Origin of the sequence: Bifidobacterium mizhiense (genome assembly GCF_020884755.1) — a bacterium.
GTDB lineage: Bacteria > Actinomycetota > Actinomycetes > Actinomycetales > Bifidobacteriaceae > Bombiscardovia > Bombiscardovia mizhiensis.
In genome coordinates this window covers 652,990-676,857 of the sequence record NZ_BPWE01000001.1, presented here as the reverse complement: position 1 = coordinate 676,857, position 23,868 = coordinate 652,990, and the positions used below count along the sequence as shown (strand labels likewise).

At 59.3% G+C, this 23,868-nt stretch carries 24 protein-coding genes and 2 tRNA genes; 22 read left to right on the top strand and 4 right to left on the bottom strand.

Going from position 1 to position 23,868, the window contains the following annotated elements; all coding sequences use genetic code 11:
- Positions 1-126 precede the first annotated feature (126 nt).
- A complete protein-coding gene (locus LPC22_RS02930; protein ID WP_024626888.1) occupies positions 127-1,083 on the top strand; it encodes a hypothetical protein in 957 nt (318 codons plus the stop codon).
- A gap of 137 nt (positions 1,084-1,220) precedes the next feature.
- Here the strand turns inward: LPC22_RS02930 and LPC22_RS02925 are convergent, their stop codons facing one another.
- A complete protein-coding gene (locus LPC22_RS02925) occupies positions 1,221-2,228 on the bottom strand; it encodes an aldo/keto reductase (RefSeq protein WP_229131928.1) in 1,008 nt (335 codons plus the stop codon).
- Positions 2,229-2,719: 491 nt separating this feature from the next.
- Here LPC22_RS02925 and LPC22_RS02920 point away from each other — a divergent pair, with 491 nt between their 5' ends.
- Together LPC22_RS02920 and LPC22_RS02915 are read left to right on the top strand one after the other, a co-directional pair.
- A complete protein-coding gene (locus tag LPC22_RS02920; protein ID WP_229131927.1) occupies positions 2,720-3,100 on the top strand; it encodes a hypothetical protein in 381 nt (126 codons plus the stop codon).
- Positions 3,101-3,219: 119 nt separating this feature from the next.
- The gene (locus LPC22_RS02915; protein ID WP_229131926.1) at positions 3,220-4,746 is read left to right on the top strand and encodes a DUF2130 domain-containing protein; all 1,527 of its coding nucleotides are present in this window, start codon (positions 3,220-3,222) and stop codon (positions 4,744-4,746) included.
- 188 nt (positions 4,747-4,934) lie between these two features.
- Here LPC22_RS02915 and LPC22_RS02910 read toward each other — a convergent pair.
- Positions 4,935-5,011 (bottom strand) — tRNA-Met (locus tag LPC22_RS02910).
- Between the two features lie 95 nt (positions 5,012-5,106).
- On the opposite strand from LPC22_RS02910, the gene LPC22_RS02905 reads away from it, so the two are divergent.
- The 15 genes from LPC22_RS02905 to LPC22_RS02835 all read left to right on the top strand — a co-directional run bounded on the left by LPC22_RS02905 (position 5,107) and on the right by LPC22_RS02835 (position 18,377).
- Complete coding sequence (locus tag LPC22_RS02905; protein ID WP_229131925.1) at positions 5,107-6,153, top strand: homoserine O-succinyltransferase; 1,047 nt, start codon at positions 5,107-5,109, stop codon at positions 6,151-6,153.
- Positions 6,154-6,344: 191 nt separating this feature from the next.
- Positions 6,345-7,160 carry a F0F1 ATP synthase subunit A gene (gene atpB, locus LPC22_RS02900; RefSeq protein WP_024626882.1) on the top strand — a complete coding sequence of 272 codons (816 nt, stop codon included), beginning with the start codon at positions 6,345-6,347 and terminating at the stop codon, positions 7,158-7,160.
- A 130-nt stretch (positions 7,161-7,290) separates the two neighbouring features.
- Positions 7,291-7,518 carry an ATP synthase F0 subunit C gene (gene atpE / locus LPC22_RS02895; protein ID WP_015022486.1) on the top strand — a complete coding sequence of 76 codons (228 nt, stop codon included), beginning with the start codon at positions 7,291-7,293 and terminating at the stop codon, positions 7,516-7,518.
- A 50-nt stretch (positions 7,519-7,568) separates the two neighbouring features.
- The gene (locus tag LPC22_RS02890) at positions 7,569-8,111 is read left to right on the top strand and encodes a F0F1 ATP synthase subunit B (RefSeq protein ID WP_024626881.1); all 543 of its coding nucleotides are present in this window, start codon (positions 7,569-7,571) and stop codon (positions 8,109-8,111) included.
- 51 nt (positions 8,112-8,162) lie between these two features.
- Positions 8,163-8,990, top strand: coding sequence for a F0F1 ATP synthase subunit delta (locus LPC22_RS02885; RefSeq protein WP_229131924.1), 828 nt, complete (start codon positions 8,163-8,165; stop codon positions 8,988-8,990).
- Between the two features lie 46 nt (positions 8,991-9,036).
- Positions 9,037-10,695 (top strand): F0F1 ATP synthase subunit alpha, encoded by a 1,659-nt coding sequence (atpA, locus tag LPC22_RS02880; protein WP_121915022.1) that lies wholly within the window; start codon positions 9,037-9,039, stop codon positions 10,693-10,695.
- Between the two features lie 3 nt (positions 10,696-10,698).
- On the top strand, positions 10,699-11,649 hold the full coding sequence (locus LPC22_RS02875; protein ID WP_024626878.1) for a F0F1 ATP synthase subunit gamma: 951 nt from the start codon (positions 10,699-10,701) through the stop codon (positions 11,647-11,649).
- A gap of 8 nt (positions 11,650-11,657) precedes the next feature.
- Positions 11,658-13,142, top strand: a complete 1,485-nt coding sequence (atpD, locus tag LPC22_RS02870; protein ID WP_024626877.1) for a F0F1 ATP synthase subunit beta — start codon at positions 11,658-11,660, stop codon at positions 13,140-13,142.
- A gap of 2 nt (positions 13,143-13,144) precedes the next feature.
- The gene (locus LPC22_RS02865; RefSeq protein WP_229131923.1) at positions 13,145-13,435 is read left to right on the top strand and encodes a F0F1 ATP synthase subunit epsilon; all 291 of its coding nucleotides are present in this window, start codon (positions 13,145-13,147) and stop codon (positions 13,433-13,435) included.
- A gap of 95 nt (positions 13,436-13,530) precedes the next feature.
- Positions 13,531-14,334, top strand: a complete 804-nt coding sequence (nucS, locus tag LPC22_RS02860; RefSeq protein ID WP_229131922.1) for an endonuclease NucS — start codon at positions 13,531-13,533, stop codon at positions 14,332-14,334.
- Between the two features lie 226 nt (positions 14,335-14,560).
- Complete coding sequence (gene nrdH / locus LPC22_RS02855; RefSeq protein ID WP_024626874.1) at positions 14,561-14,803, top strand: glutaredoxin-like protein NrdH; 243 nt, start codon at positions 14,561-14,563, stop codon at positions 14,801-14,803.
- A 396-nt stretch (positions 14,804-15,199) separates the two neighbouring features.
- Positions 15,200-15,853 carry an amino acid ABC transporter permease gene (locus LPC22_RS02850; RefSeq protein ID WP_101432896.1) on the top strand — a complete coding sequence of 218 codons (654 nt, stop codon included), beginning with the start codon at positions 15,200-15,202 and terminating at the stop codon, positions 15,851-15,853.
- Positions 15,840-16,514 (top strand): amino acid ABC transporter permease, encoded by a 675-nt coding sequence (locus LPC22_RS02845; RefSeq protein ID WP_024626872.1) that lies wholly within the window; start codon positions 15,840-15,842, stop codon positions 16,512-16,514. The genes LPC22_RS02850 and LPC22_RS02845 overlap by 14 nt, the downstream gene beginning before the upstream one ends.
- A complete protein-coding gene (locus LPC22_RS02840) occupies positions 16,507-17,379 on the top strand; it encodes an amino acid ABC transporter ATP-binding protein (RefSeq protein WP_284143458.1) in 873 nt (290 codons plus the stop codon). Before LPC22_RS02845 ends, LPC22_RS02840 begins: the two co-directional genes overlap by 8 nt.
- Positions 17,380-17,480: 101 nt before the next feature.
- Entirely contained in the window at positions 17,481-18,377 is an 897-nt protein-coding gene (locus LPC22_RS02835; RefSeq protein WP_373312883.1) for a cysteine ABC transporter substrate-binding protein, read from the top strand.
- A 94-nt stretch (positions 18,378-18,471) separates the two neighbouring features.
- Here the strand turns inward: LPC22_RS02835 and LPC22_RS02830 are convergent, their stop codons facing one another.
- Positions 18,472-19,410, bottom strand: coding sequence for an FKBP-type peptidyl-prolyl cis-trans isomerase (locus tag LPC22_RS02830; protein WP_229131920.1), 939 nt, complete (start codon positions 19,408-19,410; stop codon positions 18,472-18,474).
- Between the two features lie 82 nt (positions 19,411-19,492).
- Between LPC22_RS02830 and LPC22_RS02825 the strand changes: the two genes are divergently transcribed.
- From LPC22_RS02825 to LPC22_RS02815, 3 genes are all read left to right on the top strand, one after another.
- Positions 19,493-20,551 carry a hypothetical protein gene (locus LPC22_RS02825; protein WP_229131919.1) on the top strand — a complete coding sequence of 353 codons (1,059 nt, stop codon included), beginning with the start codon at positions 19,493-19,495 and terminating at the stop codon, positions 20,549-20,551.
- Positions 20,548-21,579, top strand: a complete 1,032-nt coding sequence (locus LPC22_RS02820) for a DUF8094 domain-containing protein (RefSeq protein ID WP_229131918.1) — start codon at positions 20,548-20,550, stop codon at positions 21,577-21,579. Before LPC22_RS02825 ends, LPC22_RS02820 begins: the two co-directional genes overlap by 4 nt.
- 117 nt (positions 21,580-21,696) lie before the next feature.
- The gene (locus LPC22_RS02815; RefSeq protein ID WP_229131917.1) at positions 21,697-22,662 is read left to right on the top strand and encodes a tetratricopeptide repeat protein; all 966 of its coding nucleotides are present in this window, start codon (positions 21,697-21,699) and stop codon (positions 22,660-22,662) included.
- 12 nt (positions 22,663-22,674) lie between these two features.
- Here LPC22_RS02815 and LPC22_RS02810 read toward each other — a convergent pair whose 3' ends face one another.
- Positions 22,675-23,316 (bottom strand): CYTH domain-containing protein, encoded by a 642-nt coding sequence (locus LPC22_RS02810; RefSeq protein WP_024626865.1) that lies wholly within the window; start codon positions 23,314-23,316, stop codon positions 22,675-22,677.
- A gap of 359 nt (positions 23,317-23,675) precedes the next feature.
- Between LPC22_RS02810 and LPC22_RS02805 the strand changes: the two genes are divergently transcribed.
- A tRNA-Arg gene (locus LPC22_RS02805) sits at positions 23,676-23,751 on the top strand.
- The last annotated feature ends 117 nt before the right edge of the window (positions 23,752-23,868 follow it).

The following is a 23,868-nucleotide window of genomic DNA, read 5'->3' as shown; positions in this document are numbered from 1 at the left end:
TTCAGCGTTGATGTCCCTCCTGATCACGCACGTTATCAGAGCGGTTATGAATGTGATCGTCTGGTTTCTTGGATACCATTGGTTGCATGAAATATCAGCCAAGGATGGCGGCGGAGAGGATTAGCAATGGCGAAGGAAAACACCGAAGGCTCTAAAAATGGAGGGAAAGCCTTGATGGCGGTGCTGAATCAGGCCGTGCGAATTCCGGGGATGAAAGTGAATCGTGAGCGGTTTCTGCGCGAGCAGTTCGCCAACGCTCCACGGCAGGTCATTGATGACATAGTAAAGAAGGGGCCGGTGGCCGCCGGCTGCGATCGGAAGGTTCTTTATAAGATGGCACGGCAAATCGTGCTGAAAAGAACAGGACAATCCACTGGCGCATCTTTCTTGGCTGGAGTGCCGGGAGGGATTACCATGGTTGCCACAATTCCAACAGATGCGGCCCAGTTCTACGCTTTTGCTTTTATAACAGCCCAAGAGATCGCCTATCTGTATGGAGAGGAGGATTTCTGGGAAGGTGCCCTACCAGATGATGAGTTGATAGGGAATCAATTGCTTTTATACCTCGGTGTCATGCTTGGCGCTGCTGGTGCCAGTTCGGCGGTGCGTTTGATCTCCACGCAACTGGGGAAATCCGCTTTGAAGCGTCTGCCACAGAAGGCCTTGACAAAGGGAGTGATCTATCCGATCGTCAAATCGGTAGCCAAGACTATGTCCGTAAAAATGACTAAAAACGTCTTTGCCAAAGGGGTTTCCAAGGCTGTGCCGATAATTGGTGGAGTGGTGTCGGGAGGGATTACCTGGACGACTATGCGCCCTATGGGCATGCACCTTATTTCCGTTATGGATGAGGCTCACTTTGGCTATTCACAGTCTGATGCGGATCGTGACTATAAAAAGGTACTGGATTTAGACATGGTCAATTCGCAGACATCCGGGAATCCGCAGACGTCAGAAACGTTGAATACGCCGGTAGATTCTGAAGATGTTGAGACCTCTGATGCTCTGACTGTTCTAGAAATTAGCGAAAATTCAAATGATTCAGCGGATCTAGAGGATGCGGGGGGTTCTGACGGACTATAGACCGATCTGAGTCCAGGAGGACTTGTCCTTAAGCTGTTCCCCTAGTCTGACACAGAAGTAAAAACATGATTTGGCAGTAAACCATAAGTCATTAGATCCAACGCAACTATGATCCAGACTAGGGGGAAGGGATTGCGTTAATTCTCCTCCGCGTCCAGCAGCACCACGCCCTGGGGTGGATTGCTGTCAATGGCTCCCACGGTTTCATGAGGCAGATAGGGCTCCTCCATGGAGGAGATCTCCTCAGGTGTAAGTTCCAAATCTAGCGCAGCTGCGGCATCGTCAAGGTGCCGGGCCTTTGTGGCGCCGATGATTGGCGAGGCTACGCCTTTGGCCCACTGCCAGGCAATGGCTACCCGGGCCATAGGTACGTTGTGCCGCTCTGCCACTTTCTGCACGCGGTCAATGATGGCCAAGTCGTTGTCTTCGGCCCGGTCGTACTTGCCGCGCGAGACCTTATCGGTGGCGCTACGAAGGGTGTCAGCGGTCCAGGTGGGCCGTGTCAGATGGCCAGCGGCCAGAGGGCTGTAGGGCATGAGCGAGACGTCCGTCTTTCTGCAGAAGGGTATCAGGTCCTTCTCATCCTCCCGGTAGAGCAGGTTGTAATGGTTCTCCATGGCGCTGAAGGGGGTCCAGCCGTTGTCATGGGCGACTTTCTGCATGTCCTGAAACTGGCTTGCGTACATGGCCGAGGCACCCAGCGCTCGCACCTTGCCGGCCTGGACCAGATCGTTGAGCGCTTCCATGGTCTCCTCGATTGGCGTTTCATAGTCGAACCTGTGGATGATGTAGAGGTCCAGGTAGTCGGTGCCCAGTCGCTTGAGCGTCCCATCGATCTCGCGATGGATGGCCTTGGAAGAAAGCCGTCCCTCGTTGAAGTAGACCTTGGAGGCGATGACCACCCGGTCGCGGCTTGTATGCTTTCTCAGCGCCTTTCCCAGATATTCCTCACTGGTCCCGGCCGAGTAGCCGTTTGCTGTATCGAAGAAGGTGATGCCCAGGTCCAGCGCGTGCGCAACGACCGCGTCGGTCCCTTCCTCATCCAGTGTCCAGTCGTGCATGGTGCCTGGCTTGCCGAAGCTCATACATCCCACGCAGATCTTCGATATGTTGATATCCGTTTCGCCCAGTTGTGTGTACTGCATTTAAGCCCCCTTGGCCTTCCTTGGTGCAGATGCAATCATGCTAGCAAGTTCAAGTCGGTGGAAGTCTACTTCTTTGGCTTATGGATCTAACAGTAATATTTGTAAAGGTGCATTGTCTTCTTATCGCTCTTTGTCAAAGACATGAGACTTTTATGGCATGCCCGGCTTCTGTGTTCAGTTCCGCAGAATGTGTCGATACTGGTGGCGTTATTTCCCGTGAGTGATTTGGAGTCAGTCAGTTCTTAATCTAGAAGTCCCGAGTCTTGTCATTGGTAAATCGGTACTTTATATAACCGCCATGACAGGGTACGTCTGATGTTTATTGATGTACGTCATCTCCGTGTTTTGTTCTTTAGTAAATGGATGCGTTGCGAGCAATGCGGTCAGGCTAATTGCCAACTGGATATGTCATTATTTTCCGCTGATACAATTAACGTAAAAGTTGAAGTTAACCTTTAATGAAGAGGGTTCACGTGACAAGCAGAAATGATATGAGCTGCGTTGCTTTTTCGCATTTGTTGCGTTTCAAGCGCTCGCATTATCCGTATTCCGATAGGTATCTTAGTGAGGTAAACAATTCGCCGGATACGCATGCAAGAACAGAAAAACAGCATATGGTGCAGTGGTTTGCAGACAATACGACCCATGGATCGGGCGCCTATTCCCGGCAGAAGCCAAATAACAGTGCAAAGAATTGTTATAACAAATTAGAGAACGCTGCGTCGTTGCTGTGGATTGCCGAGGCGGTTGGCGTTGAAGAGCCGATCGTAGCAGCAGCTTTCGAGGCTGCAAGGCAGGCGGGAAACTATCGCCGGGCCTGTGGTGCGATCCGCAAGATTATCACCTGGCCCATGATTATTGAATCATTATGACGGCATCGAAGTAGATCAAATATAGTTTTCATTACGTATCGTAGGTACTCAGTTTTCAGCGCAGACTGCTTTGAGCAAAGGTAGTTTTAAACACAGGTTCGTATAGAAAGGGTTTGCATATGCCCGAGATTATTTGCCCCAAATGCGGAACAGCATTCACCATCGACGAAGCCGGATATGCCGATATTCTGAAGCAGGTTCGTGACAAGGATTTTGACAGACAGCTTCATGAACGGCTTGAGCAGGCTGAACGCGAGAACAGCAAGATTCGTGAGCTGGATCAGGCGCAGGCCGAGCAGACGCTACAGAAGACCAAGAGCGCAAAGGATGCCCAGATACAGGACTTGCAGGCAAAGCTGGAATCCGAGCAGGCTGCCAAGGAGCTGGCCGTTTCGGAAGCCTTGAGGAAGGTCGAAAAGGAGAAAGACGATCTGAGCGCCAAGCTGGACAAGGCCGAGTCGGAGAAGCAGCAGGCGCTTGATCTGGCAGAGGCCAATTCGAAGAGCGAGCTACAGAAGGCAGCTGCGGATAAAGATGCCGAGATCGTCAAATTGCAGAATCAGTTGGATGCCTTTGAGTTGCAGAAGAAGCAGGAGCTTGCTCAGGCTCTGGGTCCGGTGGAGAAGGAGCGTGATGATTTCAAGGGTAGGCTTGAGAGGCTGCGGCTCGAGAAGGAGTCGGAGGAGAAGCTTTCCAAGGAGCAGCTGAAGTCGCAGCTGCAGGAGGTCGTCGCGGACAAGGATTCCGAGATAGCGGAGCTGAAGAGCAACCTTGACAAGGCTGAGCTGCAGAGCGAGATCGAGGCCAAGTCGCTCAAGGAGCGTTATGAGGTTCAGATCCAGGATCGTGACGAGCAGATTGAGCGGCTGCGTGATCTGAAGGCGAAGCTGTCCACCAAGATGGTGGGGGAGACGCTTGAGCAGCATTGCCAGATCGAGTTCAACAAGCTGCGGTCGACGGCCTTCCCCAATGCCTACTTCGAGAAGGACAACGATGCCAGGACGGGCAGCAAGGGCGACTTCATCTTCCGTGACAAGGATGATTCCGGCACGGAGATCGTGTCCATCATGTTCGAGATGAAGAATGAGACGGACACCACCTCCACCAAGCATAAGAACGAGGACTTTTTCAAGGAGCTCAACAAGGACAGGCGAGAGAAGGACTGCGAATACGCCATCATGGTCTCCCTGTTGGAGCCTGACAGCGACCTGTACAACACGGGTATCGTGGACGTCTCCTATCGCTACCCGAAAATGTATGTCATCCGTCCACAGTTCTTCATTCCGATAATCACTCTGCTCCGGGATGCTGCCAAAAACTCTCTGCAATACAAGAATGAACTTGAAGAGGTGAGGGAACAGAACATCGATATAACTCATTTCGAGGAAGAGTTGGACTCTTTCAAGAATGCTTTTGGTCGTAACTACGAAATCGCCTCAAAAAAGTTCAAAAACGCGGTAGAGGAGATTGACAAATCTATCAACCACCTGAACAAGATCAAGGACGCTCTGCTAGGTTCCGAGAACCAGCTTCGTCTGGCCAACAACAAGGCACAGGACGTAACCATACGAAGATTGACCAGAAATAATGAGACCATGAAGGCCAAATTCGACGAAGTAAAGAAATCCAAATCCATAGGAGACTAAGAATGTGAACGGTGCATTCATGTGGAGGGATGGGCATAGAGGGCTTTCTCTGATTTTGCGGTTGGGCCGTCCACCTGTATCTGACTGCACCTTATTGGCCAGTGTTCCGATATGCCTCAAGTACGCTGAGATAGAAAAAACAAAATAGATCAATAAAGGCTCGGAATCTAAACGATTCCGAGCCTTACTGGTAGCGGGGTCAGGATTTGAACCTGAGACCTCTGGGTTATGAGCCCAGCGAGCTACCGAACTGCTCCACCCCGCGTCGGCTGTTCAACACAGCAGTTATCTATGTTACGGATTCCAGCGCACTTGTCAAGTCCGTGTGTGGGCAGGCCTGCGCTGGGCCATAATGGAGTCATGCCTATCACCATCCCCACCGGATTGCCGGCCAGATCCATCCTGGATTCGGAGCGCATCTTCGCCCTGGAAAGTCACGAGGCGGAGCGCCAGGAGATGCGTCCGCTCAAGCTGGTCATCCTCAACCTGATGCCTACCAAGGTGGAGACCGAGACCCAGCTGCTGCGGCTGATCTCCAAGTCGCCGCTCCAGGTGGAGATCGACTTCATGAAGACTTCCACCCATCAGGCAGTGCACACCAGCATGGATCACCTGGTCAAGTTCTACGAGAATCTGGATTCCTTCAAGGACAACTGTTATGACGGTCTGGTCGTGACGGGCGCCCCGGTGGAGCAGATGGACTTCGAGCAGGTCGACTACTGGAAGGAACTGACCCGCATTCTGGACTGGGCGTCTACCCACGTCTTCTCTACTATGTATCTGTGCTGGGGGGCCATGGCCGGGCTCTACTACCGCCACGGCATCGCCAAGCGCAACCTGGATCGCAAGGTCTTCGGGGTCTTTCCCCAGTATCTGCAGGATGAGTACTGCTTCATCACTAATGGTTTCGACGAAATTGCCCTACAGCCCCACTCCCGCTGGGCCGGGATGGACGAGGACCAAGTGCGGGCCTGTCCTGATCTGCAGGTGCTGACTTGGGGTCCACAGTCCGGGCCCGGGCTTATCAGCACCCAGGATTTCTCGGAGATCTTCGTGCTGGGCCACTGGGAATACGACCGTGACACTCTGGCCCACGAGTACCAACGCGATATGGCCAAGGGCCTGGATCAGGTGCCTTTCCCGGTCAACTACTATCCTCACGACGATCCGACATTGGAGCCGGTCTTCTCCTGGCGTGCCCATGCCAACCTGCTCTGGCGAAACTGGCTGAACTGGGTCTACGAGACCACCCCCTACGACCTGAACCAGGTGCCGACCCTGCGAGCGGCGGGCCGACTGGGTACCGACCGATCCATCAGACACGCTCCCGGATGCCCACGCGTGGACGGATATCGGCCCCTAGCGGGTGACGGGTATGGGCTCATTCCGGGCGCTGTTAAGAGTTGATGACGATTGCATTACATTCGTCATCAACCTGTCCACGCCGCGGTTCGGATTCGACCTGCGGCCACTATCTGTGACACACTAGATGAATCTGTGGTTACCGTGGCTCTTGGTGTGGGCTACACTACCCATACGGTGCAGCCATGAGTCGCATACGCGCTATAGTGTTCACTGTGTCGTTCAGGAGGCGATAGATGCTAGAGGCAATGGGAAGTGAAGCTTTCAGTCTGGCCATGGCCAAGCCGAGCGAGCTACCCACCATTGAAGATTTCCTGCCTCCTGAGATTCTTTTCCAGGGAACGCCCTTCGCTATGAACCGGATCATCCTGATCAGGTTTGTGGCCATGGTCATCATCCTTCTGGTGCTGGGAATCACTGCCGCAAGGGCCAAACTGATCCCCTCCCGCTGGCAAGGAGCTATTGAGTGGGTCATCGAGTTCATCCGCGACTCGGTCGTCTACGACACCCTGGGCGAGATTCGGGGCAAGCGCTACGTGCCCATGATCACGACCATCTTCCTGACCATCTTGGTCTTCAACCTCTGCGGCATCATACCGGGCATGAACATCGCGGCAACAGCGACCATCACCATGCCCTTGGTCTTTGCCATCTGGACTTTCTGCCAGTACATGGTGACGGGCTTCCGTGAGCAGGGCGTCTGGGGCTACTTCAAGTCTGAGCTCTTCCCGGCTGGAGTGCCTTGGCCTCTCTACATCATTCTGACGCCCATCCAACTGCTGGAGATGGTCATCGTCAAGCCGGCCTCTCTGACCATTCGACTCTTTGCCAACATGATCGCCGGCCATCTGCTGGTGGCGGTCAGCCTGGCCTTCACCCAGTTCTACATCATCGAGGCCAGCAACAAGCTCTTGGCCTTCGCTGGCGTAGGTTGGTTCGTTCTGGGCTTCGCCCTGACGGCCTTTGAAATCTTCGTTGCGGCCCTTCAGGCATACATCTTCGCCATCCTGACCACGGTCTACATCTCCATGAGTTACCCTGAAGAAGGTTGAGCGAAAAGAACAGCCGCGGTCGGCGCTTCAGGCGGTCGCAGCCCACATATTCGTCGGTTCCGTCCGGTAGACGGGGGTCGGGGCCGAACCACAATCCAAGAACCGGCAACGGTGGAGGAAAGGAAAATAAATGGACATCATCACACTTGCTGAGGTCTCTGGCAATCTGAGCATCCTGGGATACGGCATCGCAGCTCTCGGCCCCGCACTGGGTCTGGGCATTGCCGTCGGCAAGACCGTCGAGAGCATGGCTCGCCAGCCTGAGATCAGCGGGCAGCTGCGGACCACCATGTTCATCGGTCTGGCTCTGATCGAGGTGCTGGCCCTGCTGGGCTTCGTGGCGCTCTTCATCGCCTGAGCCGTGCGATTCCTGCATGATCCGGCTTCGATAAGGGAAAGGAGGAGCCAATGTACGCTCTAGCGGCAGGCAAGGGGATCCAGCTATTCATTCCCCAGCTCTATGACATTGTGTGGTCGCTGGTCATCCTGGTCATCCTGGCCGTCTTCTTCTACAAGTTCTTCATGCCCAAGTTCCAGGCCATTTTCGATGAGCGCTCGGCCAAGATCGAGGGCAATATTCAAAAGGCCGCCAAGGCTCGTGAAGAGGCGGATCAGGCCCGCAAGCAGTATCAGGACCAACTGGGCAAGGCTCGTGTTGAGGCGTCCCAGATTCGTGACGACGCCCGCGCCGAGGCCTCCAGGATCGTGGCGGATGCCAGGACCCGGGCAGAAACCGAGGCCAACCAGATCACCGAGAACGCTCAGCGATCCCTCAAGTCCCAACAGCAGCAGGCGCTGGTCTCGCTCAAGGGCGAGGTGGGCACGCTGGCTACGGCTCTTGCCGGCAAAATCCTGGGTTCGCAGCTTCAGGATGATGCCGTGCAGTCCTCCATGATCGACTCGATCATCGCGGACCAGGGTGGACAGTCCTCGGACAAGCGGCAGGCATGATGACTGATTGGCGGACGATGGGAACGTTGATTCCACGAAAGGGGAGGTGACATGCGAGGAGAGACTTCGCTGAGCTCCGACAAGGAGACCAGGGCCAAGTATGCCCCCTTGCTCAAGAGCAAGGGAGAGGATGCCCTCCGCGTGGCCATGGAGCTCTATACCTTCGTGACCCTGCTTGATGCCAACAGACCCCTGGAGCGTGCGCTGACCGACCCCTCCCGTCCGGCTGAGGACAAGTGGCGCGTGATCGACACCATCCTGGCCGACAAGGCTGATCCTCTGACCGTGGATATCCTCCATGACCTGACTGATCATCAGTGGAGCCGTGTGGTGCACATTGCCAACGCGGCCGAGGACATGTCGGTGGACGCCACTGCTTATTACGCCGATGCTCTGGGCATTACCAACCAGGTGGCCGGCGAGCTGGCTGAGATCCATTCGGCCCTGCTCGGGATGCCTTTGGTGCTCTTCCGGCTCTCCGACGAGTACAGTGATTCCAAGGCGCGAGCCGACCTGCTCAGAGCGCTCCTGGATGGGCAGCATATGCATCCGGTTACCGAGCAGATGGCCCTGAACGCCACCATCGATCTGCGCGGACGGCGCTTCCCTGACACCATCGTTTGGTTGGTGGATCGCTTCTCTGAGCATATGGATCAGATCATGGTCACCGTCACCACGGCGGTCTCCATGAATGACCAGCAGGTCAGCCGCCTGCAGGAGGTCTACGGGCGCAAGCTTGGTAAACCGGTCCACATCAACTCGGTGGTCGATCCCTCGGTCCTGGGCGGTATGAAGGTCCAGTATGGATCGGTCTCTACAGACGGCACGGTGGCTACGCAATTGAAGCACCTGAAGCGGCGCATGGCCGTGGCAGGATGAGCGGAGAACCGACAGACTTGAACAAGAACAGAAATAAGGAGTGATCATGGCAGAAATGACCATTGATCCCGCCGTGGTGCGCAAGGCGCTCGACCAGTTCGTCGAGTCCTACAAGCCGACGGACACCCCCACCCAGGAGGTGGGCTATGTCCGTACGGCCGGTGACGGCATTGCGCATGTGGAGGGACTGCCTGGTTGCATGGCCAACGAGCTGCTGACCTTCGAGGACGGCACGCTGGGACTGGCCTTCAACCTGGACGCCCGAGAGATCGGCGTGGTCATCCTGGGCGACTTCGCAGGTGTCGAAGAGGGCCAGGAAGTCCACAGGACCGGCGAGGTGCTTTCGGTGCCCGTCGGCGACGGTTATCTGGGGCGTACAGTCAACCCCCTGGGCGAACCCATCGACGGCTTGGGTGAAATCAAGAGCGAGGGCCGCAGAATCCTGGAGGCGCAGGCTCCCGATGTCATGCACAGGCATCCCGTCGACGAGCCCCTGGCCACTGGTATCAAGGCCATCGATGCCATGACTCCCATCGGCCGCGGTCAGCGTCAGCTGATCATCGGTGACCGGCAGACCGGCAAGACGGCTATCGCCATCGACACCATCATCAACCAGAAGCGCAACTGGGAGTCCGGAGACCCCAAGAAGCAGGTGCGGTGCATCTACGTGGCCATCGGCCAGAAGGGCACCACCATCGCTTCGGTCCGTTCCTCCCTGGAAGAGGCCGGCGCCATGGAGTACACCACCATCGTGGCCTCCCCGGCTTCCGACTCCGCAGGCTTCAAGTACATAGCCCCCTACACCGGTTCGGCCATCGGCCAGCACTGGATGTACGGCGGCAAGCACGTCCTGATCGTCTTTGACGACCTGAGCAAGCAGGCCGAGGCCTACCGGTCCATTTCCCTGCTGCTACGTCGTCCGCCGGGGCGTGAGGCCTATCCTGGCGACGTCTTCTACCTGCATTCGCGTCTGCTGGAGCGGTGCGCGAAGCTCTCTGATGATCTGGGTGGCGGGTCCATGACCGGTCTGCCCATCATCGAGACCAAGGCCAATGACGTCTCGGCCTACATTCCGACCAACGTGATCTCCATCACCGACGGTCAGATATTCCTTCAGTCCGACCTCTTCAATGCCAACCAGCGTCCTGCCGTCGATGTGGGCATCTCCGTCTCCCGAGTGGGTGGTGCCGCCCAGACCAAGGCTCTGAAGAAGGTCTCCTCGACTCTGAAGATTTCCCTGGCCCAGTATCGTTCGCTCCAGTCCTTCGCCATGTTCGCCTCGGATCTGGATGCAGCCTCCAAGGCCCAGCTGACCCGTGGAGCCAGGCTGACCGAGCTGCTCAAGCAGCCCCAGTTCACGCCCTACTCCATGGAGAAGCAGGTTGTTTCCGTCTGGATCGGCACCCACGGCAAGCTGGATGATCTGGATCTGGAGGACGTGTTGCCCTTCGAGTCCGGACTTCTGGACTATCTGGATCACAACACGGACATCCTGAAGACCATCCGCGACACGGAGGACTTCACTGACGATACCGAAAAGGCCCTGGACAAGGCCGTGGACGAGTTCGCCAAGACCTTCGTGACCCACAAGGGCCAGACTCTGGATGGCCACCAGGCCGACCAGGAGCAGGAACAACCGGTGGACGTCCAGCAGGAGAAGCTGGTGGCCGACGGCAAGAGCGGCGGTAAGGCCGGGAAGCGGTAGACCATGGCCTCACAACTCGCATTCAAGTCAAGGATCGCCTCCACTTCGGCATTGGAGAAGATTTTCAATGCCCAGGAGATGATAGCCTCCTCGCACATCGCCAAGGCCAGGACCGTGGCCATGGACGCGAAGCCTTACTCCGATGCGATCTTCGATGCAGTCCAAGCCCTGGTGGCCCACACGGACGACATCCGCCATCCCATTGTCAGGAAGGACGAGAAGAACCCGCGTGTGGCCGTGCTGGCGCTGACAGCCGACCGTGGCATGGCCGGGGCCTATACCTCCTCGGTCATCCGCGAGACGGAGTCGTTGCTGGCTCGCCTGGACCAACAGGGCCGACAGCCTCAGCTCTTTGTCTACGGTCGCCGCGGCGTCTCCTACTACCGTTACCGCAACCGCAGCATCGTCAAGACCTGGGAGGGCCACAGCGATCGGCCCGGTGTGGATGTAGCCAGGGAAATCTCCCAGGCACTGCTGGACACCTATATGACTCCAGCGGCCAAGGGAGGCGTCTCCGAGCTCTACATCGTCTTCACTGAATTCATCAACATGGTGGTGCAGAAGGTTCGGGTGCTGCGCATGCTGCCCCTGGAGCTGATCAGGCCTGACCAGGAGCAGCCTGAGGAGGCCATTGATGCCCCTGTGCCGGACGACGAGCATGGACGTCAGGGCGACCGCTACGCGGCCCTGTATGACTTTGAGCCCAGCCCCCAGGAGGTGTTGGATGCCGTTCTGCCCAAGTACATTCAGTCGCGCATCCATGAATGCTTGTTGACTTCGGCCGCCTCGGAGACCGCCAGCAGGCAGAACGCCATGCACACCGCCACTGACAATGCCAGGGGATTGATCGACGACCTGACCCGCAAGCTCAATGCCACCCGTCAGGCGGCCATCACGCAGGAACTTACCGAGATCGTCGGCAGCGCCGATGCGCTCAACAAAGAGGAAGAGTAGGAACGCCAATGGTTGCACAGCAAGAACAGCCGACCACAGCGAGCCGCAAGCCGGATTCGGCCTCCAAGGGGCGCGTCACCCGAGTCCAGGGTTCGGTCATCGATGTGGAGTTCCCGGCAGGTCATCTGCCGGACATCTACAATGCCCTGACCGTGGACCTGAGCAAGTCCTCGAACACCGAGGGCGAGTCGCTGACCACCATCATGCTGGAGGTGGAGCAGCACCTGGGTGATTCCACGGTCCGCACCGTGGCCCTGAAGCCCACCGACGGCCTGGTTCGTGGCGCCACCGTTACTGATACAGGCGGGCCCATCATGGTGCCCGTGGGCGACGTGACCAAGGGGCACGTCTTCGATGTGGCCGGCAACATCCTTAACAAGAAGGAGGGTGAGCAGATCAAGGTCACCGAGCGGTGGCCCATCCATCGCAACCCGCCTGCCTTCGATCAGCTGGAGTCCAAGACCCAGATGTTCGAAACCGGCATCAAGGTCATCGACCTGCTGACCCCCTATGTGGAGGGCGGCAAGATCGGTCTGTTCGGCGGCGCAGGCGTGGGCAAGACCGTGCTCATCCAGGAGATGATCCAGCGCGTGGCACAGAACCACGGCGGCGTCTCGGTCTTCGCAGGCGTGGGCGAGCGTACCCGTGAGGGCAACGACCTGATCGGCGAGATGGACGAGGCTGGTGTCCTGGAGAAGACCGCACTGGTCTTCGGCCAGATGGACGAGCCTCCGGGGACCCGTCTGCGTGTGCCCCTGACCGCCCTGACCATGTCGGAGTACTTCCGCGACGTGGAGAATCAGGATGTGTTGCTCTTCATCGACAACATCTTCCGGTTCACCCAGGCCGGTTCCGAGGTCTCCACCCTGCTGGGCCGCATGCCCTCGGCCGTGGGCTACCAGCCCAACCTGGCCGACGAGATGGGCGCTCTGCAGGAGAGGATCACCTCCACCAGGGGCCACTCCATCACCTCCCTGCAGGCCATCTACGTGCCGGCCGATGATTACACCGACCCGGCACCTGCGACCACCTTCGCCCACTTGGACGCCACCACTGAGCTCAGCCGTGACATCGCCTCCCAGGGCATCTATCCAGCTGTGGATCCGCTGGCATCCACCTCCAGGATTCTGGATCCGCGCTACGTGGGACAGGCTCATTACGACTGCGCCAACCGGGTCAAGGCCATCCTGCAGAGGAACAAGGAGCTCCAGGACATCATCGCCCTGATCGGCATCGATGAGCTGGGCGAGGAGGACAAGACCACCGTCAACCGCGCCCGCAAGATCGAGCAGTTCCTGGGCCAGAACTTCTACGTGGCAGAGAAGTTCACCGGCCGCAAGGGTTCCTACGTGCCTGCGGACGAGACCATCGAGGCCTTCACCCGCATCTGCGACGGCGCATACGACGACGTGCCCGAGCAGGCCTTCTCCGGCATCGGCGGCATCGACGACCTTGAGCACAAGTGGCACGATATGCAGAAGGAATACCGGTAATCATGGCGGACACGGGCAAGGCCTCCATGCAGGTCAACATCGTCTCGGCGGACAGGCCCATCTGGTCAGGTCAGGCGCGGTCGGTCACCGTGCCCGGCACCCAGGGGTCCATGGGCATCATGCCCGACCACGAACCGGTGCTGGCCCTGCTGCAGGAGGGCAACATCCGGGTTCAGGCCACCGATGGCGGTCGTCAGTCCTTCCATGTGGACAATGGATTCGCCTCCTTCGACAGCAACAAGCTGACTGTGGCCGTGGACCACTACCTGGAGGACGCTGATCAGGGACAGTAGTCCTGACCTCTTTCCTCTTCCGCCCGGCTGGTGCTCTTGCATTGGCCGGGCTTTTTTCTTCTTGGCCCGGAACAGCGGCTGATATATTGGCATCTGTGCGAATCATTGTTGCCGACTGCTCCGCCGAATACTCCGGGCGTCTCAACGCCAGCCTGCCGCCGGCCAGGCGTGTCCTGCTGATCAAGGCCGACATGAGCTGTCTGATCTTCTCGGAGCTGGGCTCCTACAAGCCCCTGAACTGGATGTGCGCCCCCTGCACCATCAGGGAGATCGAACCCGAGGAGGCAGGCAAAGAGGGCGCGGGCACCAAGGCTGATTCCGTGGCTGGGACTGGACCGGATGAGGTAGTCGAAGCTGCTGCGCCCGATGCGCTGATCGCCCAGGAGCAGGATCAGGACCAGACTCGGCCTGTCCATAAGGTTCTGCGTGTTTCGGCCGTAAAATCCAGCGATGTGCTCACCATCAGGCTCTACCAGGTCTATGCCGACGACAGCTACGACCTGGGGACGGATCCGGGCTTGGTCAAGGACGGCGTAGAAGCGCATCTGCAGCGCTATCTGGCTGAACAGATCGACCGCATCGGCCCGGGAGCCACCCTGGTGCGCCGGGAGTATCCCACGCCCATCGGCCCAGTGGACATCATGGCCGTGGACGGCCAGGGGCGGCATGTGGCCATCGAGATCAAGCGGCATGGCGGCATTGACGGGGTGGAACAGCTGACCCGCTACTGCCGCCTGCTCAACCGCGACCCTCTGCTGGCCCCTGTCCGTGGAATCTTTGCGGCCCAGACCATCACCCCCCAGGCCAGGGTCCTTGCCGAGGACAGGGGATTCGAGTGTCTGATTCTGGACTACGAGGCCATGAAGGGCGCTGACAGCGATGAACTGACCCTCTTCTGAGGCAGTTTTCGGTCTTAAATAACATGTATGTAAGATAGCTCACATATATGCTCTCTTAGATCTACAAGACCTGAAAGGCTACTAGATATTGGGGTTGACGGCCTGACACGCCACTACAGGTGGTATTGTGCTCGCGCCTGGGAGTGTGTAGAGTGCAATCATCAGGTTCCAAGAAGAGGGCTATAGAGCTTGGAACATCACGGCTACATGTAAGGGAGAGGCGATTATGTCCATCACGGTCTACACCAAGGCGCACTGTCCCCAGTGTGATGCCACCAAGCGTCAGTTGACCAAGCAGGGGCTGGAATTCGAGCAGGTGGATTTGACCGAGGATCAGACCTTGATCGACCAGTTCATCGCCCAGGGATTCAAGCAGACCCCCATCGTAGTCACTGACCAGGAGACGTGGAGCGGGTATCGCCCCGATCTGATCAGGAAGGCAGCACAGAGCGCCAAGGTCTTTGCCTGATCAAGGCACTCGGAGCCCGGTTCACGGATATGTGGACCGGGCTTTTTTGTTAGCTTGGTGAGCAGTAGGGTTGATCGAAAACACAGTGTGCGCCTACTTGGTTGGTAGATGCCAGGTAGGCAAGATCTGCAGGTGTCGGCCAGTCTTTGCCGGCTAGGGCCACCCCGCCCGCACTGTCCAGTTGCTGGATGGTTTCAGTCTCATGATGAATCGCCGTCCGGGTGGTTGTGAGAGCGGATGATAACGCGGTATCCGGTATTCGTATATCGAAAAGCAAAGAAAGACGTCTCGCGTTCTCTAGGATTGTCGACTGTATGCCGCAGTGGGCGGGAAGCGGGCGAGAAGCAGTGAAGAGGAGACGATGAACAGGACGAGAGCAAGTAGGGAGGTGAGGGCATGAATTGGACTTTCATGGCGCAGAATCTGCACTTCTTCGTCAATGCGGCCTATGTAACGGTCTTCATCTCCTTCTTTGGCGTGGTGTTCTCCATGCTGATCGGGCTGGTCTGCGCCGGGTTGGAGGTCTTCAGGATCCCCCTGCTCTCGCAGGTGGCAAGGGTATATATCGAGCTGTCAAGAAACACCCCGCTCCTGGTCCAGCTCTACTTCCTCTATTTCGGGTTGCCCAAGCTCGGGGTCAACTGGAGCGCCCAGACCTGCGCCATCGTCGGGCTGGCCTTCCTGGGCGGTTCCTACATGGCCGAGGCTATGCGCGGTGGGTTCGAGGCCGTGCCCCAGGTGCAGATCGAGTCTGCCCGCGTCCTGGGATTCACGCGTGGGCAAACGCTGTCGAGGATCGTGCTGCCCCAGGCCCTGAGCAGCGCCATACCGGGCGTGGTAGCCAACATCATCTTCCTGATCAAGGAGTCCTCGGTGGTCTCGGCCATCGCTCTGGCCGATGTCATGTATGTCACCAAGGACCTGATGGGCACCTCCTACGACACCTACGAGTCGCTGACCCTGCTCATCGTCACCTATTTGGTCATCCTGCTGCCCATCTCCGTCATCGGAACCGTTCTTGAGCGGAGGTTCGACTATGCACGGCGTTGAGGTGCTCTTCCAGCCAGGGGTCATGCCCAGGCTCTTCCAGGGGCTCTGGGTGACCGTCTGGATAGCCGGCGTCTCGGTCCTGCTCTCCCTGCCCCTGGGGTTGGTAGTCGGATGGCTGATGACCCGGCGCAACCGCCTGATCCGCTTCCTGATGAGGATCTATTTGGACTTCATCCGCATCATGCCCCAGTTGGCCCTGCTCTTCATCGCCTTCTATGGGCTGTCCAGGGCATGGAACCTGAATCTGGATGCCACCGGCGCCTGCCTGCTGGTCTTCGTGCTCTGGGGTGGGGCCGAGCTGGGCGACCTGGTTCGCGGGGCCCTGGAGTCCATTCCCCGTACCCAGGTGGAGTCGGCCTACGTGCTGGGACTGAGCTCATGGCAGACCTTCTCCAGGATCATCCTTCCCCAGGCCCTGCGCCGACTGCTGCCGGCAAGCGTCAACCTGGCCACCAGGATCGTCAAGACCACCTCTCTGGCCGCCCTGCTGGGCGTCATCGAGGTCATCAAGGTCGGCCAGCAGATCATCGATGCCAACCGCTTCGCCTACCCCCAGGCGACCCTGTGGATCTACGGGGTGATCTTCTTCATGTATTTCTTCATCTGCTGGCCCCTGTCCCTGGTGGCCCGGCATCTGGAAAAGAGGTGGGCCCATGACTGAGGGGCAAACGACGGCGAATCAGCCACAGGATGACCAGGAGGAAGGGGCGGTGCTGACCGTCGAGCACCTGGTCAAGCAGTATCCGCAGGCACAGAGCCCTGTGCTCAATGACATCTCCTTCCAGGTGCCCAAGGGCAAGGTCTTTGTGGTCCTGGGCCCCTCGGGCTCAGGCAAATCCACCCTGCTGCGGACCATAGCCGGACTGGAGCCCATACAGGGTGGCCGGATTCTTCTGGATGGTCAGGTGGTGGAGACCGGTCATCCCCTGGGCAAGCACAGCGGAGGTCCTGGCGGCCTGATGTCAGGCACCCGCAGCTCTGACCTGCGCACCAGGATCGGCATGGTTTTCCAGAGCTACGACCTCTTCCCCAACAGAACCGTGCTGGACAACGTGACCCTGGCGCCCATCCTGGTGCAGAAGCGCAAGCGGGACCAGGCACGGCAGGAGGCTCTGGAGCTGCTGGATCGAGTGGGTCTGGCCGACCGCCGGGATGCCTGGCCCAGCCAGCTCTCGGGTGGCCAGCGGCAAAGGGTGGCCATCTGCCGGGCGCTCATCCTCCATCCCGAGATCATGCTCTTCGATGAGGTGACTGCGGCTCTGGATCCAGAGATGGTCCGCGAGGTCCTCCAGGTCATACTGGAACTGGCCGACCAGGGGCTGACCATGATGATCGTCACCCATGAGATGGCCTTCGCCAGGGGCATTGCCGACCATATCGTCCTCCTGGATGGAGGCACCCTGGTCGAGCAGTCCGACGACCCGGAGGCCTTCTTCACCCACCCGGCCACTGACCGGGCCCAACGTTTCCTATCCACCTTCACCTATGAGCGCAGGCGGGATCAGGACCAGGATCAGGAGTCCTGATGAGGACTTCGCATATTCGTCCGGCGGCCTTCGCCGGAACCGTCCCTAGGGGCGGCCATAGGAAAGAGAACAGGAAAAGAGGGATCATGACCGCAAGGGTAATGAACCGATTGATACGGACGGCGCTGGCCACGGGGGCGACGATCGCGATGATGGCTTCCATGGCGGCCTGCGGCCCTTCGGCGGCCACCCCCAGTGACGCTGGAAGCGGCTCGGCAAGCAACTCCGGCTCCTCGGCAGCATCCGGGTCTGCGCGCACCCCGGAGCAGATCACCAAGTCCGGGAAGCTCAAGGTGGCGGTCTTCACCGACAAGGCCCCATTCGGCTACGTGGACAAGGACGGCAAGAACCAGGGCTACGACGTGGTACTGGCCGAGCGCCTGGCCAAGGACCTGGGCGTCAAGCCCGAATACACCTCGGTGGATCCGGCCGCCCGTGTGGATGTGCTGTCCAGCAACAAGGTGGACGTGGTTCTGGCCAACTTCACCGTCACCGATGATCGCGCCCGCAAGGTGGACTTCGCCAAGCCCTATATGAAGGTCTTCCTGGGCGTGGTCTCCCCGGATTCTGCGCCGATCAAAGATGTCAAGGAGCTCAATGGCAAGACCCTGATCATCGCCAAGGGCACTACGGCTGAGCCTTACTTCGAGCAGCACTACCCTGAAGTCAAGTTGCAGAAGTACGACCAGTACGCCGATGCCTACAACGCTCTGTTGGACCACCGTGGCGATGCTATGAGCACCGACAACACCGAGGTGCTGGCCTGGGCCAAGGCCAACAAGGGCTTCTCGGTAGGCATCACCAAGCTCGGGGACGAGGCGGTCATCGCCCCGGCTGTGCGCAAGGGAAACAAGCCTTTGCTGGACTACATCAACAAGGAGCTGGTCAAGCTGGGCCAGGAGCAGTTCTTCCATGAGGACTACCGCAAGACCCTGGAGCCGGTCTACGGCAGTGCGGCCAACCCCGACGAGATCGTGGTCGAGGGCGGCAAGGACTGAACTGGTCGTCTCGCTTATGACAGGGGCCCGTGCCCATCCAGTCGCATTTGGATGAGCACGGGCCCCTATTTGCCTGAGTTGGTGAATTGACAGGTCAGTAGGCGGCCAGGATGTCAACCACGAAAATAAGGGTCGAGTTGGCCGGGATCTTCTGCTGTTGCTGGCTGCCATAGCCCAGTTCGGGCGGAACTATCAGAAGAACCTGAGAGCCCACCGTCTGGCCGGCCAGACCCTGCTGCCAGCCCTTGACCACCTGGTCCAGGCTGAAGTCGCTGGCCTGCCCCCGGTCCCAGGAGGAGTCGAACTGCTTGCCGTTGGAGGCCAGCCAGCCGGTGTAGTTGGCGCTGACACTCTGATGCTGGCCGACCTTGGCCCCCTTGCCCTTAATCAGGGGCTGGACGACCAATCCTCCCTTGGGCTGGTAGCCGTTGAAGTCCAGAGAGGGCTTGCCCTTGTCATTCAAACTGATTTTTGGCAGGTCGCTGGGCAGGTCGGTCACCTTTTGACCCTCGGCGCGGGTCAGGTTCTTGGACCTGGAGACGAAGGTCAGGGCCATGATATAGGAGCTGGTCGCCTGACTGCTGGTGCCGGAACCTGACTCATCGATGCCTACGGCAACGGTCGAGTTGACCTTGAGGCCCTTGAAGGTGTCATAGTATGCGGGGATGGATTTCTTGCTGATGACGATGGAGCACTCCGGGCTGCTCTTGTCCCAGGTGGAGTTGATCACCTTGCCGGTTTTTGCATCCAGGGCCAGGCTCCTGGTGCATACGCGGTCCCCGTCGCGGATGACCTCGCCATCGCCCCTCTGGATGACCTGATGGGTCTGGTTCTCGACCTTGAAGGGGGTCTTGAAGCTGATGTCGGGCTTGCTGCCAAGTTTGCCGCTGGCTGATACGCCCTGCATGGTGTCCCCCGAGTGCCCGTCTCCGTCAGAATTCCCGCCGCAGGCCGACAGTCCAAGACATAGGGCCAGAGCGGTCATGGCGCCCAGCAGACGCTTGCTGCCTGATTGTTTTGCGATGATGGTCATAGAAGACCAGTTTAGGGCTTATGGGTGATTTCCCGGTGCCGGAAACCAGATCATAGGGAGCCGACGGTAGAATGTCGATAATATGGAGCAAGTACCCGAAGAAACCGATGAGATGACGCGGCCTGACAAACCCTCGCGTCACAGCATGATCATGCGCGGCATCGTCACCCCCATCTTCGGACTGCTGGCTGTGGCTGCCATTGTGCTGGGCATTATGAACGCCACGGTCTGGAAGCCTTCGGCCCACGTGGATGCGCATGCGCGCACGAAGGCAGCCTATGTGGTGACCGATCCAGGTGTGCTTCCCTTGGTGGACAGTAGGGTGACCATGCGTGTGGATGCGGCCTCTACCGGGGCCTCCAGGTCCACAGCGCATAAGTCGCAGAAGCCGACCATCTGCATGGCCCTGACCACGGCTAAAGATGCGGCCGGCTGGACGGCCGGGCAGGATGTGGCCCGGGTGCGTGGCCTGGATGATTGGCAGACCTTGTCCGTTGGCAGGGACACCAGCCCAGGCAAGGCCGTCAAACATGATCAGGGCGTGGCCTTTCAGGATTCGGATATGTGGAAACAGGTTGCCTGTTCTGACAGCAGCGTGTCGATGTCTCTGAAGACCGAGGACCCGCAGGCCGTCCTGCTGGTGGCGGTCCCCCAGGGCTCCCGTTCCCTGGGGCTGGAGATGCTCTGGCAGCGGGACAAGCTGCCTAATTTTGCCATGCCCTTCTACTTCGCCGGTGGTCTGCTGGCCCTGCTGGCCGTTCTTTCGGCTACGGTCTTCGCCATGGAGCCGGCTAAGCGCCGCAAGCAGACCGAGCCCGAGCAGGAGTCTGAGGAAACTCCCGAGGTCAGCGTGGCCCAGGCCCTGGGAAGCGCGATTCTGCCTGGGCTGGGGCAACGGCGTAGCTCGACCTCGGGTCGGCGTCGGCGTCATGCCCGCGGCCAGGCGCGACAGGGGGATCCAGGTCCCCCGCCCAGGCCGCCCGTGGTGATTGATCCGCGCAATCGGAATCTGGTCGCCGACCAACAGGAGGATGGCGACCGGAGAGCTGAGGATGAGTCGTCCACCAGGGTCATCAGCAGTCAGGAGATGGCCTCCTACCTAGCCAGGCTTGCCCACGAGGGGGAGGAGGAGCGCCCATGAGTACGAACAAGCCGATGAACAGGGTGGCGGCAGCAGCGGCACTGGCCTTGTCCCTGGTCCTTTTGCCGGGACTGTCTGCCTGCGAGGGGCAGGTTCCCCAAGCTCGCCGGACCGAGCCTCAGAGCACCGCGACCACCGCCCCTGAGCCCAATCTGACCCCTGCCCAGGAGGCCCGCATACGCAAGAGCATCGGGGCTGTTCTGGACCAGGCCAACGAGGCCAAGGATCCGGCCGGGCTGGACCAGCGGGTCAGCGGCCCCCAGCTGGAGATCCGCACCAGCGAACTGACCATTGCCCAGGCCACCGGGCAGCTGGATCCCAAGACGACCATCCCTACCACCATCGCTCAGACGGTCATCCCCGGCGATCCGGGATGGCCGCGCTCGGTCTTTTCGATTACCACCACCACACAGGATCAGCAGTCCAAGCGCCTCTTGGTTCTGGACCAGGAGTCCGCCCATGAGAACTACAAGCTCTGGGGGGTGGCCCGGCTCTTCCAGGGGGCCCAGCTGCCCAAGTTCCCGGTGGCCACCATCGGCGCCAGGATGGGGCAGGGCGACGATCAGGGTCTCAAGGCTACGCCGGTGGAGGCCGTGCGCCGTTATGCCGACCTCCTGCAGAATCCCCAGGGCAGCAAGTATGCCAAGGAGTTCGCCCAGGATGACTTCCGCAACTCTTTGGGCACGCTTACTCAGGTGGTTCAGCAGGGGATCGAAGCCAACAAGGGCAGCCAGTCGCAGACCTTCACCCCGGCACAGGGGCAGCTGCGGGTCATGCACTCCTCCGATGGAGGCGATCTGGTCGTGGCCCGGATCGATTCGGTCTGGACCAGGCAGGCGGGTGAGGGCCGCGAGTCCTCGCCGGCCTCGGATGCCGAGAAGGCCCTCTTCGGACAGGGCAAGCCCACCAGCACCATGAAGGTCACCTATGTCAACGTGATCGCCCTTTACATACCTTCAGCGGACTCGCATGAGCCCATCAGGGCCGTGGGTGCCGAGCGTGAACCCATCAAGGTGGAAGCGGTCTGAAGGGCGGGATTGCGCTGGGTGAACGCCCGATCCTTGGACTAGATTGGCTTCCAGGAGTATGCAATCGAGGGCGGGCCGAAGCTGCAGTCGGCAGCCGCCAGGTTTAGGAGGACTGACATGGCGAACAAGAACGGGCAGGGGCAGCCGGGCGTCTCGCTGGCAGGAGCGGTCGACCTGGGCGCGCTCAAGCATCAGGTCGATGCTCAGCCAGGCCAGCAGGGCGGCGCACCCGCTGCCGGCGGCTACGTGATCGATACCACGGAGGCCAGCTTCCAGGCCATGGTCCAGACCTCAGCCACCTTCCCCATTCTGGTCCTGCTCTGGGTCCCCACCGACGACCGCCTCTTTCCCCTGGCTACCCGTTTGGCCCAGGCCGTCAATGCCCAGGAGGGGCGCATTCAGCTCTCCCGCATCGACATCGCCTCCAATCCGCAGATCGCCCAGACCTTCCAGGTGCAGGGCGCGCCGGCCCTCTTTGCCCTGCTGGCAGGCCGACCCATGCCAATCCTGCAGGGGTTGCCCACCGATGAGGAGATGAACCAGATCACCGATCAGCTCATCCCGCAGGTGGTTCAGATGGCACAGAAGGCCGGCATCACCGGCAGCGCCCCCTACCAGGAGACCAACGACCAGGGCCAAGATGAGCAAGCCGGCCAGGCAGCGGCTGATGCCATCCCTCCTGCCCATCAAGAGGCTCACCGGCTGGCCCAGGAGGGCGACTATGAAGCTGCGGCCGAAGCTTATGGCAAGCTGGTCCAGGCCGACGCGACCGACGATCTGGCCAAGCGGGAACAGGCCAAGTGCCTGCTGATGGCCCGTTCAGCCACGGCCGATGTCCGCAAGGTCCGCCAGGCGGCTGCCGATGCCCCTGACGACCTGCAGGCCCAGTTGGATGTGGCCGATGTGGATATGATCGGCGGCCAGATCCAGGATGCCTTCGATCGTCTGCTGGACTTTCTGGCCGGGCACCGGGATCAGACCGATCCCATCCGCCGTCGTCTGCTGGAGTACTTCGTCATTCCTGAGCCGACCGATCCTCGGCTGGCCAAGGCCCGCCGCCGTCTGTCCACGCTGATGTACTGAACCGCTCCTGGGTCAGGAATCTCGGTTCTGGTCGAAGTTGGTCAGGAAGCGCGGTCCGCTGGCTTTCAGCTCCCGGTCGAAGTTGGTCGCCCAGTCGCCGAAGGGATGGTCGGCCAGCCCATCGTTGGAGAATCTCGGGTCATCGGTGATCTCCGTGGCGCAAAAATCAGGGATGGTCAGGTCGGTCACCGGCCCGGTCCGCTCCACCTCGGCCACCACCAAGGGGGCGTTTCCGTCCCCAAAGACATCCAGGTTCCACCAGTCCTCGTCCAGCCAGACTCCATACCGGTTCTTGACGATGGGAATGCCGCCTCGCAGGATCAGCTCCAGGGCGATGCCCGGGTCGATGGCCCTTTCGGCCTCGTAGCGTGTGCCGCCGACGGAAGGTCCCTTGGCGGTCATTGAGGCAGCCTCGAAGTGGTCGCCTTCCTCAAGCAGAGTGTGGAGGGCATCGGTTCGGGTCGTCATGGGAACCACCGGGTCCACCTGGCCTTGCAGGCGCACACGCAGGGCGAAGTTGTCCTCATGTACGTAGTAGCTCTGCACGATCAGGGTAGGTCGACTCTCTCCGAGCAGCTCTCGGGGAAGGTTTCGGCAGAAGAATCTGCGTTCGAACTCGAAATCGTCCTCGTTCTCGTCCTCATTCATGGCCATGCATCCCATGGTACGGTAGGCCGGGTGCGGCCACCATTTGCCGTCCACAGCCCATTCGAGTTGTCCAGGTATGTGAAGGTCGCTTGTGATGGCCGGGTGAAGGAACTAGAGTGTGAATCATCCCGAGAGAAGATCATCCGGGAATGTTGGCGGCTTCGCGCCACCGCATGAGGATGCAATGGCGCAACCGGGGCGGTGACACGAAGCCATGCCATCACAATACCTACGAAACGCCTGAAATCTTGGGGCAACACGCCGGGAACAGCGTGAGCTGGACCGACACGTGAGGACGCGCATGGGTGCGAAAATGCGCAAAGTGTCCTAGTATGGTCTCTGTTGTCCACTGGAAAGTGGCTGTCGGGTTCGTAGCTCAGCGGATAGAGCGTCTGTCTCCGGAACAGAAGGTCGAGGGTTCGAATCCCTTCGAGCCCACCAAGATGAAATCCCTGCGGTCAAAGGCACAGGGATTTTTTTTTATATATGACTCCCGTCTGTCATTATGTCCGGGATTATGATCATGGCACTCACTGGATGAAATAAGCGCATGCGATG

What these genes read in the sequence shown, in the direction of transcription:
- LPC22_RS02930 (WP_024626888.1), top strand. Translation starts at nt 127, where the DNA reads ATGGCGAAGGAAAACACCGAAGGCTCTAAAAATGGAGGGAAAGCCTTG.
- LPC22_RS02925 (WP_229131928.1), bottom strand. Translation starts at nt 2,228, where the DNA reads ATGCAGTACACACAACTGGGCGAAACGGATATCAACATATCGAAGATC.
- LPC22_RS02920 (WP_229131927.1), top strand. Translation starts at nt 2,720, where the DNA reads ATGAGCTGCGTTGCTTTTTCGCATTTGTTGCGTTTCAAGCGCTCGCAT.
- LPC22_RS02915 (WP_229131926.1), top strand. Translation starts at nt 3,220, where the DNA reads ATGCCCGAGATTATTTGCCCCAAATGCGGAACAGCATTCACCATCGAC.
- LPC22_RS02905 (WP_229131925.1), top strand. Translation starts at nt 5,107, where the DNA reads ATGCCTATCACCATCCCCACCGGATTGCCGGCCAGATCCATCCTGGAT.
- atpB (WP_024626882.1), top strand. Translation starts at nt 6,345, where the DNA reads ATGCTAGAGGCAATGGGAAGTGAAGCTTTCAGTCTGGCCATGGCCAAG.
- atpE (WP_015022486.1), top strand. Translation starts at nt 7,291, where the DNA reads ATGGACATCATCACACTTGCTGAGGTCTCTGGCAATCTGAGCATCCTG.
- LPC22_RS02890 (WP_024626881.1), top strand. Translation starts at nt 7,569, where the DNA reads ATGTACGCTCTAGCGGCAGGCAAGGGGATCCAGCTATTCATTCCCCAG.
- LPC22_RS02885 (WP_229131924.1), top strand. Translation starts at nt 8,163, where the DNA reads ATGCGAGGAGAGACTTCGCTGAGCTCCGACAAGGAGACCAGGGCCAAG.
- atpA (WP_121915022.1), top strand. Translation starts at nt 9,037, where the DNA reads ATGGCAGAAATGACCATTGATCCCGCCGTGGTGCGCAAGGCGCTCGAC.
- LPC22_RS02875 (WP_024626878.1), top strand. Translation starts at nt 10,699, where the DNA reads ATGGCCTCACAACTCGCATTCAAGTCAAGGATCGCCTCCACTTCGGCA.
- atpD (WP_024626877.1), top strand. Translation starts at nt 11,658, where the DNA reads ATGGTTGCACAGCAAGAACAGCCGACCACAGCGAGCCGCAAGCCGGAT.
- LPC22_RS02865 (WP_229131923.1), top strand. Translation starts at nt 13,145, where the DNA reads ATGGCGGACACGGGCAAGGCCTCCATGCAGGTCAACATCGTCTCGGCG.
- nrdH (WP_024626874.1), top strand. Translation starts at nt 14,561, where the DNA reads ATGTCCATCACGGTCTACACCAAGGCGCACTGTCCCCAGTGTGATGCC.
- LPC22_RS02850 (WP_101432896.1), top strand. Translation starts at nt 15,200, where the DNA reads ATGAATTGGACTTTCATGGCGCAGAATCTGCACTTCTTCGTCAATGCG.
- LPC22_RS02845 (WP_024626872.1), top strand. Translation starts at nt 15,840, where the DNA reads ATGCACGGCGTTGAGGTGCTCTTCCAGCCAGGGGTCATGCCCAGGCTC.
- LPC22_RS02840 (WP_284143458.1), top strand. Translation starts at nt 16,507, where the DNA reads ATGACTGAGGGGCAAACGACGGCGAATCAGCCACAGGATGACCAGGAG.
- LPC22_RS02835 (WP_373312883.1), top strand. Translation starts at nt 17,481, where the DNA reads ATGAACCGATTGATACGGACGGCGCTGGCCACGGGGGCGACGATCGCG.
- LPC22_RS02830 (WP_229131920.1), bottom strand. Translation starts at nt 19,410, where the DNA reads ATGACCATCATCGCAAAACAATCAGGCAGCAAGCGTCTGCTGGGCGCC.
- LPC22_RS02825 (WP_229131919.1), top strand. Translation starts at nt 19,493, where the DNA reads ATGGAGCAAGTACCCGAAGAAACCGATGAGATGACGCGGCCTGACAAA.
- LPC22_RS02820 (WP_229131918.1), top strand. Translation starts at nt 20,548, where the DNA reads ATGAGTACGAACAAGCCGATGAACAGGGTGGCGGCAGCAGCGGCACTG.
- LPC22_RS02815 (WP_229131917.1), top strand. Translation starts at nt 21,697, where the DNA reads ATGGCGAACAAGAACGGGCAGGGGCAGCCGGGCGTCTCGCTGGCAGGA.
- LPC22_RS02810 (WP_024626865.1), bottom strand. Translation starts at nt 23,316, where the DNA reads ATGGCCATGAATGAGGACGAGAACGAGGACGATTTCGAGTTCGAACGC.